Below are 7,314 nucleotides of genomic sequence, written 5' to 3'. Positions count from 1 at the left end.
GGAGTGGGTGCCTGGGGCTGGGGGCGCCTTTTGGTCGTGGGAGTTCGCGTCGCCTACGCGTGTGTTGTGGGTCGGGGGCGCGCCGGGGGGTCTCCGTCCTCGGTCCGGCGGGTCTGTGGGGGTGATGACGGTCCCCGGCGGCGGACGCCGGCCGCTGCGGGCGGACACCCCCCGACACGCCCCCTGCCGTGCGTACGCGACTGCCGGCCGCGTCAGGGTGACGGTGCATGAGGGGCGCGCCCGTCTTTTTCAGCGGCGCGGGGCACGCGGGACCGCCGGGCGCGTCCGCGCTTTTCAGGGGCACGGGAAAGTGCGGGACCGCCGGGCACGCCCGTGCTTTTCAGGGGCACGGGAAACTACGGGACCGCCGGGCACGCCCGTGCTTTTCAGGGGCACGGGGAACTGCGCGACCAGCCACACACAACCCGCAGCCGCCCACCGACAGGAACCCGGCAGACGAGACGCCCCCGCCACCCCGCGGCAGCGGCTCCGCAGCCCGACGGCTACATCAAGAAGACAGATGCCGCTCCACCGTCGCCACCTTCGACGTCAGACCGTCCGTGACGCCGGGCCGGATGTCGGCCTTGAGGACCAGGGAGACACGAGGCGCCCGCTCCTCGACCGCGGCGACGGCGCGCTTCACGACGTCCAGCACCTCGTCCCACTCACCCTCGATCGAGGTGAACATCGCGTCGGTACGGTTGGGCAGCCCGGACTCACGAACGACCCGCACCGCTTCGGCGACGTACTCCCCGACATCCTCACCGACACCGAGCGGCGTCACGGAGAAGGCGACGATCATGCGTTGACGGTCCCTTCCTCACGGGCGCGGGAGGCGATCACCGCGTCCTCGGCCTCACGGCGCAGCTTGCGCTCGGCGAAGAAGCCGCCGGCGGGGAGGACGGAGAGGACGAAGTAGAGGGCGGCGGTCTTCACGGACCACTTCGTACGGTTCCAGGCGTCGGCCCAGAAGATCACGTACAGGATGAAGAGGATGCCGTGGATCATGCCCATCGCCGGCACCGCGTTGAAGTCCGTGGTCCGCTTCAGCACCGAGCAGACGAGCAGGAGCAGGAAGGACACCGCCTCGGGGGCGGAGACGAGGCGGAGGCGGCGGAGGGCGGAGGCGGTCTTTATGTCCACGGGTCACCTTCGGTGGGAGAGTGGTCGAGCCTTGTGAACGCAAGCACAAGCGCCCCCATTGTGGCATCCGCAACCCGTACGGCCGGGGAGGGGGTGGCCATTCGGCCGCTGTCGGCGCGCCGGGGTTTCCGCTCTCCTCGCGGCCGTCACCCTTAAGGGTCGTCTCGGGGTGGAGATCCACCCTGGGGCCCTGTCCTGTCGACCCTGGCTGCGGCTACCTTCACTGCGTGGCGATGTTTCGACTTCAAGGCAGCAAGGTGCTCGCCGTCGACATGACCGGGGACGCCGTGAAGGCGAAGAACGGCTCGATGGTCGCGTACGACGGGCAGATGGCCTTCAAGAAGATGAGCGGTGGCGGGGAGGGGATCCGGGGGATGGTGACCCGGCGTCTCACCGGTGAGCAGATGACCGTGATGGAGGTGAAGGGGCACGGGACGTGCTGGTTCGCGGACCGGGCCTCCGAGATCAATCTCGTGAATCTCCAGGGCGACAAGCTGTACGTCGAGTCGAGCAACCTGCTCGCGACGGACGCGGGGCTGAGGACCGGGACCTCCTTCACGGGGCTGCGCGGGGCCTCGCAGGGGAACGGGCTGTTCACGACCAGCGTCGAGGGGCACGGGCAGGCGGCGATCATGTCCGACGGACCGGCCGTGGTGCTGCGGGTGAGCTCGCAGTATCCGCTGGTCGTCGATCCGGGGGCGTACATCGCGCATCAGGGGAATGTGCGGCAGTCCTTCCAGTCCGGCGTGACGTTCCGCACGTTCATGGGTGAGGGCGGCGGCGAGGCCTTCCAGATCCGGTTCGAGGGGGACGGGCTGGTGTACGTGCAGCCGAGTGAGCGGAACACGATCGCGGGGGATGCGTGACATGCCCTTTCGTGAGATCAACTCGAAGATGATCGAGGCGACGATCGCCCCGGGGCAGCGGCTCTTCAGTCAGCGCGGGGCGATGCTCGCCTACAAGGGCGAGGTGTCCTTCACACCCAACATGCAGGGCGGTCAGGGCGGGATCATGTCGATGATCGGCCGTCGGGTGGCGGGCGAGGCCACACCGCTGATGACCGTGGAGGGCAGCGGCACGGTGCTCTTCGGGCACGGCGGCCACCACATCCAGGTGATCGAGCTCGCCGGTGACACGCTGTACGTCGAGGCGGACCGTCTCCTCGCCTTCGACGGCACGCTGCGGCAGGGCACGATGTTCATGGGTTCGCAGGGCGGGGTCATGGGCATGGTGCGGGGCCAGGTGACGGGACAGGGCCTGTTCACGACCACGCTGACGGGACACGGCTCCGTCGCCGTGATGGCGCACGGCGGCGTCATCGAGGTCCCCATCGCCCCGCAGCGACCGGTGCACGTCGACCCGCAGGCGTACGTGGCGCACCACGGCGACGTACGGAACAAGCTGTCCACCGCGCTCGGCTGGCGCGACATGGTGGGCCGCGGCTCGGGTGAGGCGTTCCAACTGGAGCTGAGCGGCAGTGGCGCCGTGTACGTCCAGGCGTCGGAGGACAAACTGTGACCCCTCGTTCTCGCGTGCGACAGGGGTTCCCGGCTCACCTCGCATGCCCGCTGAGCGCACGAACGCGTCTTACGGGATCATCGGCAGATCGCGCAAACATTTCAGGCGGTGACTCAGCGTGAGTGCATACGGAACCCCCGGCGGTCCGGTGGTCCACGACCCGATGACGCTGCCGGTCGACGACAACGTCAACCACTACACCTTCTGCGTGGAACTCAAGGGGAGCCAGTGGTTCCTGCAGAAGGGGAAGATGATCGCCTACTACGGAGCGATCGACTTCAACGGGATCGGGCACGGCCGACTGGACCGTCTCGTCCGTACGTCGTTCCATTCGCCTCTGCACGCTAGCGACTGGGTCGTGGCGGAGGGCTCGGGCAAGATGCTCCTCGCCGACCGGGCCTTCGACGTGAACTCGTACGACCTGGACGAGGGCAACCTGACCATTCGCTCGGGCAACCTGCTCGCTTTTCAGCCAAGCCTGTCGCTCAAGCAGTCGATCGTGCCGGGCTTTCTCACGCTGATCGGAACCGGAAAGTTCGTGGCCGCATCGAACGGTCCGGTGGTGTTCATGGAACCGCCGATCCGGGTCGACCCGCAGGCCCTGGTCGGCTGGGCCGACTGCCCCTCGCCCTGCCATCACTACGACCACGAGTACATGACGGGTGTGATGGGCGGTCTACGTGCGATGACGGGCATCGGCGGCGCCTCCGGCGAGGAGCACCAGTTCGAGTTCGTCGGTGCGGGCACCGTGCTCCTGCAGTCCTCGGAGGTCCTGATGGCCGAGCAGGCCACCGGAGCCGTCCCGCACGAGCCGGGCGTGCCGGGTTCCGGAGGGGCGCCAGGCCAGCACGGACAGCAGGCGGGCGCACCGCGCCTTCCCGGACAGCTCGGAGATCTCCAACGTCGCTTCGGGCTGTGAGCGGTAGTCTGCGGAGTGTGACATCGAACGCGTGCACCCAGCCACAGACCCCGTCACACTGTGCTTACTAGTTCGCCTTTCAACCTCTTAGGTAGACTTCATTCATGGAGACCGAGACGGCCACGCGCTGGCTGACCGATGCGGAGCAGTGCGCTTGGCGCACCCACCTGGACGTCAACAGGCTCTTGACGCACCAGCTCGAAAGGGATCTGCAGCCGTTCGGCCTGACAATGAACGACTACGAGATCCTGGTGAACCTCTCCGAGTCGGAGGGCATGCGGATGCGGATGAGCGACCTCGCGTCCGCCACCCTCCAGTCCAAGAGCCGCCTCTCGCACCAGATCACCCGCATGGAGAACGCGAACCTGGTACGGCGTGAGAACTGCGAGTCGGACCGCCGAGGGCTGTACGCGGTACTCACCGAGCACGGCAGGGAGACGATGCAGAAGGTCGCGCCGCATCATGTGGCGTCCGTGCGCAGGCACTTCATCGATCTGCTGCCGCCCGAGGCGATGGAGCAGCTGCACGAGTCGCTGACGCCCATCGCGCAGCACCTGCGGGGGCATCGGGGCAAGCCGTGACGCTCCGCTGAGAGAGCGGGTTGGGGAACTGCCGGTTGTCGGTCGCTGCGGGGCAGTTGTGGCTGGTCGCTCCCCCACTCTCGGCTGCGCTCGAGCGGGGGGAACCCCATCGCGGCGGAGCCGCACATCGGCACAGCCTCGCGCCCCGTCAGGGCGCGGTCGGCACCCTTAGTTCGAAGAGTGCTCCGCCCTGTGGCGCTTCCCCGGCCCTGAGGGTGCCCCCGTGCCGTACGGCGATGTCGCGGGCTATCGCCAGGCCCAGGCCCGCTCCGCCGTCGTCCCGGCTGCGGGACTCGTCCAGCCGGACGAAGCGCTCGAAGATCCGTTCCCGTTCCTCGACCGGAACGCCCGAGCCGTCGTCGGCGACCCTGAGCACCACCCAGGTGCCCTCGGTGCGCAGGGCGACGTCGATACGGTCGCGGGCGTGCCGCTCGGCGTTGTCCAGCAGATTGGCGAGGGCACGTACCAACTGGCCCCGGGATCCGGTCACCTCGACGGAACCCACCCCGTCGAGGTGCACCCGGTCGCGCCCGTCGGCCTCTTCCCGGACCAGTTTCGCCAGGTCGAAGCGTGCGTCCTGCGGCGGCCGCTCCCCCGCGTCCAGCCGCGCCAGCAGCAGCAGATCGGCCGCGAGCCGCTGCAGTCGTACGGTGTCCAGGACGGCGCCCTCCACGTCGAGCAACTCCGGGTGCGCGGCGCCCACTTCGAGCTGGGTGCGAAGCGAGGCGATGGGACTGCGCAGTTCGTGGGAGGCGTCGGCGACGAAGCGGCGCTGGCGCTCCACGGACGTTTCCAGGGCGGCGAGGGTCTCGTTGGTGGTCCTGGCCAGCCGGGCGATCTCGTCGTGCGTGTCGGGCTCGGGCACCCGCCGGGAGAGGTCCTCCGAGGCCGTGATGGCGGCCATCTCGACCCGGATGCCCTCGACGGGCCGCAGTGCGCGCCGGGTGACGACGTATGTGGCGCAGCCCACGGTCACCAGCAGCAGCGGTAGGCCGATCAACATGGCCGTCTGCACCGTGCCGACGGCGCCCTCCTCCGCGGAGAGGGAGGCACCCGCGTACACGGTCAGCGTGACCTTCTCGGACGTGGTCACGTCGACCGCGGCGATCCGGTAGTCAGCGGTGTGGCCGTCGACCGTCACGGCGCCCGGCGTGATCGGTGCCTCCTCGGAGATCTCGCCGACGGCCGGGGGGTCGTCGTCATCGTCATCGTCCCGGTGCCGGTCCCGGCCCCGGTTCCGGTCCCCGTCGTCGGCGTCGTCATCGTCGTCACCGGTGGCGGGAGCAGCGCCGTCCGCCCGCCCCGAGCCGGCCGGAGCCGGAGCCAGGGCCGGGCTCATACTCTCGACGTCGTCGTCCCCCGCGACCACGCGTCCCTGCGGGTTCAGAACCTGGACGGGGCTGTCCTCGGCGTTGGGCAGGTCCAGTTCGGCGTACGGGACGCCGAACGCCAGGTCCAGGGCCACCTTTCGGGCCACGTTCGCGGCCTTGGCGTCGGCCTGGTCTATGAGGTTGGCCCGCAGGGCGAGCAGCACGGCGGTACCGGCGGCCACCAGGGCGACCGCGACGACCAGCGTGGCATTGAGGGTGGCCCTGGCCCGTACGGACCCCAGACGGCGCCTCATCTCGTCTCCAGCCGGTATCCGGCCCCGCGCACGGTCTTGATGAGCCCGGCACCCAGCTTGCGTCGCAGGGTGCTGACGTACACCTCGACGATGTTCGGGTCGCCCTCGTACGCGAAGTCCCAGACGTGCTCCAGGATGTCGGCCTTCGAGACGACGTCACCGGCCCGTACGACGAGTTGCTCCAGGACGGCGAACTCCTTGGCCGTGAGGACGGTCTCGTCCTCGCCGAGGAAGACCCGCCGGGCGGCGGTGTCGACCTTCAGCTTCCCGACCACATGCACGGGCGAGGCCCCGGCGGGCCCCCGGCGGCGCAGCAGAGCCTTCACACGGGCGACGAGGACGACGTACGAGAAGGGCTTGGTCAGGTAGTCGTCGGCGCCCGTGTCGAGCCCTTCGGCCTCGTCGTACTCGCCGTCCTTTGCGGTGAGCATGAGGATCGGCACGTCGTGGCCGGCGGCTCGGAGGGTGGCGCACACGCGGTAGCCGTTCATGCCGGGCAGCATGATGTCGAGGATGACGAGGTCGTACGTCCCCTCGCCGGCCCGGTGCAGCCCGTCGATGCCGTCGTGCACGACGTCCACGGCGAAGCCCTCGGCCATGAGCCCCTTCGCGAGCGAAAGGGCCAGCCGCTTCTCGTCCTCCACGATCAACAGGCGCATGCGGACAGCGTCGCAAACCGAACCTGAAGGAGTCTTCAGGGGACTTCAGGTCGGCTTCAGCGAGCCTCGGCGAGATTGGTTCCCGTCGAAAGCGACCGCACCAGGTGGAAGCGGTCGCTTGATCCGTAAACGGGAGGAACCCCATGAAGCGCAACATCGTCATCGCCACCATCGCGGCCGTCGCCCTCGTCGGCGCCGGTACCGCGACCGCCCTCGCGGTACCGGGCGACGACGAGGCGCCCGCGCAGCGGTCGAGCGTGCGGGTCCAGGACGACGACACCAACGGAACGGACGACAGGGGCAACAGGGACGACAGGCACGATGCGGACGACAATACCGAGGACGCCGCCGAGGCCAGGGCGGCGAAGGTCACGGCCGCCGAGGCGATCAAGGCCGCGCTGAGGGAGAAGTCCGGTACGGCGGTCGAGGCCGAACTCGAAAGCGAGGGCAAGAACCTCGTCTGGGAGATCGACGTCCTGTCCTCCGGGAACACCTGGCACACCGTCCATGTCGACCCGGGTACCGGCAAGGTGCTCGGCTCCCACACCGAGCAGGAGGACGCCGACGACGCCGACGAGGCCCGCGCCGCCCTTCAGAACAGCTCCGTCTCAGCCGCCGAGGCCGCGGAGGCCGTAGCCGCCAAGGGCACGGTCACGTCGGTCGAACTCGAAGACGAGGGGTCCGGCCACGGCTGGGACGTCGACACCACGGGTACCAACGGCACGGAGAGCGAGTGGACCGTGAACCTGACCACGGCCAAGGTCACGGCGGACCGTTCGTCGGACGACTCGGACGACTGAGGGGGAGGGGTTTGTTTCGCCCCCGCCGCCCCTACCCATTCCCGTCCCCTGGGGGCTGCCGCCCCCAGAC

Annotated in this window: 9 protein-coding genes; 5 read left to right on the top strand and 4 right to left on the bottom strand. The window is 69.2% G+C overall.

The window, feature by feature from the left end; genetic code table 11:
- Positions 1 to 508: 508 nt before the first annotated feature.
- Together FPZ41_RS43170 and FPZ41_RS43165 are read right to left on the bottom strand one after the other, a co-directional pair.
- Positions 509 to 802 (bottom strand): MTH1187 family thiamine-binding protein, encoded by a 294-nt coding sequence (locus tag FPZ41_RS43170; RefSeq protein WP_152869968.1) that lies wholly within the window; start codon positions 800 to 802, stop codon positions 509 to 511.
- Positions 799 to 1,143 (bottom strand): DUF3817 domain-containing protein, encoded by a 345-nt coding sequence (locus FPZ41_RS43165; RefSeq protein ID WP_322621473.1) that lies wholly within the window; start codon positions 1,141 to 1,143, stop codon positions 799 to 801. Before FPZ41_RS43165 ends, FPZ41_RS43170 begins: the two co-directional genes overlap by 4 nt.
- Positions 1,144 to 1,376: 233 nt before the next feature.
- Between FPZ41_RS43165 and FPZ41_RS43160 the strand changes: the two genes are divergently transcribed.
- The 4 genes from FPZ41_RS43160 to FPZ41_RS43145 all read left to right on the top strand — a co-directional run bounded on the left by FPZ41_RS43160 (position 1,377) and on the right by FPZ41_RS43145 (position 4,161).
- Positions 1,377 to 2,009, top strand: a complete 633-nt coding sequence (locus FPZ41_RS43160; protein ID WP_131571766.1) for an AIM24 family protein — start codon at positions 1,377 to 1,379, stop codon at positions 2,007 to 2,009.
- A gap of 1 nt (position 2,010) precedes the next feature.
- Complete coding sequence (locus FPZ41_RS43155; RefSeq protein WP_152869966.1) at positions 2,011 to 2,661, top strand: AIM24 family protein; 651 nt, start codon at positions 2,011 to 2,013, stop codon at positions 2,659 to 2,661.
- Between the two features lie 118 nt (positions 2,662 to 2,779).
- A complete protein-coding gene (locus FPZ41_RS43150) occupies positions 2,780 to 3,580 on the top strand; it encodes an AIM24 family protein (protein ID WP_322621472.1) in 801 nt (266 codons plus the stop codon).
- Between the two features lie 104 nt (positions 3,581 to 3,684).
- Positions 3,685 to 4,161, top strand: a complete 477-nt coding sequence (locus tag FPZ41_RS43145; protein ID WP_152869964.1) for a MarR family winged helix-turn-helix transcriptional regulator — start codon at positions 3,685 to 3,687, stop codon at positions 4,159 to 4,161.
- Positions 4,162 to 4,309: 148 nt separating this feature from the next.
- On the opposite strand, the gene FPZ41_RS43140 is transcribed toward FPZ41_RS43145, so the two are convergent.
- Both FPZ41_RS43140 and FPZ41_RS43135 read right to left on the bottom strand, forming a co-directional pair.
- Positions 4,310 to 5,785 carry a sensor histidine kinase gene (locus FPZ41_RS43140; RefSeq protein ID WP_152869962.1) on the bottom strand — a complete coding sequence of 492 codons (1,476 nt, stop codon included), beginning with the start codon at positions 5,783 to 5,785 and terminating at the stop codon, positions 4,310 to 4,312.
- Positions 5,782 to 6,444 (bottom strand): response regulator transcription factor, encoded by a 663-nt coding sequence (locus FPZ41_RS43135; RefSeq protein WP_131571746.1) that lies wholly within the window; start codon positions 6,442 to 6,444, stop codon positions 5,782 to 5,784. The genes FPZ41_RS43140 and FPZ41_RS43135 overlap by 4 nt, the downstream gene beginning before the upstream one ends.
- 143 nt (positions 6,445 to 6,587) lie before the next feature.
- Here FPZ41_RS43135 and FPZ41_RS43130 point away from each other — a divergent pair, with 143 nt between their 5' ends.
- Complete coding sequence (locus FPZ41_RS43130; RefSeq protein WP_152869960.1) at positions 6,588 to 7,244, top strand: PepSY domain-containing protein; 657 nt, start codon at positions 6,588 to 6,590, stop codon at positions 7,242 to 7,244.
- Positions 7,245 to 7,314: the final 70 nt, after the last annotated feature.

It is taken from the genome of Streptomyces acidicola (assembly GCF_009377235.1).
Classification (GTDB): domain Bacteria; phylum Actinomycetota; class Actinomycetes; order Streptomycetales; family Streptomycetaceae; genus Streptomyces; species Streptomyces acidicola.
Note: the sequence above shows the minus strand (reverse complement) of the source record. Positions and strands in the feature narration are given on the sequence as shown.